1 protein-coding gene is annotated in these 581 nt (G+C 33.2%); it reads right to left on the reverse strand.

Translation table 11 applies throughout. The annotated features are described in order from the left end of the window. Positions 1 to 318: 318 nt before the first annotated feature. A partial coding sequence (locus R7093_RS26790; protein ID WP_318147221.1) for an Lrp/AsnC family transcriptional regulator occupies positions 319 to 581 on the reverse strand: 263 nt, incomplete at its 5' end.

Below are 581 nucleotides of genomic sequence, written 5' to 3' on the forward strand. Positions count from 1 at the left end.
CGAGAAAATTACCCGAAAAAACGCGAAGCAAACGTTTAAATTAATGTAATTGATTAATTTAGAAAGAGTGAATATTCAACAAAATAAAACAGGAAAAATAATGAAGAAAAATTGCGTTAATTTTTGGCGGGCTATGCTGTATGGACATTAACAGATTAGAAAAACATAATTATCTAATACACAAATAAAAGCAAGAACGAATCTCGTTTATATTTAATAAAAGAGATTTGTATTTTAAAACTGGAATAATGTCACTCTTACATTCCATTTTAATGTCTCGTCAGTAACAACTATTATTCCAGTAACTGTAAACTTAGATTAGCTTCGAATTGGCAACTCAGTGGTATATTTAATCGACTCCATTGCAAATGTTGAAGTCACGTTAGAGAGCCCCTTTACACTATTCACTAAGCGCTTATAAAACTCGTCAAAACACTTCATATCTTTCACCAGCACTTTCATCATGTAGTCATACTCGCCGGCCATACGATAAAACTCCATCACCTCAGGGAAATCACTCACTGTTGTGACAAAATGGTGATACCAATCTTCGGAGTGATCGATGGTTTTTAACTGAACAA

The organism is Vibrio sp. 1580 (assembly GCF_033340055.1).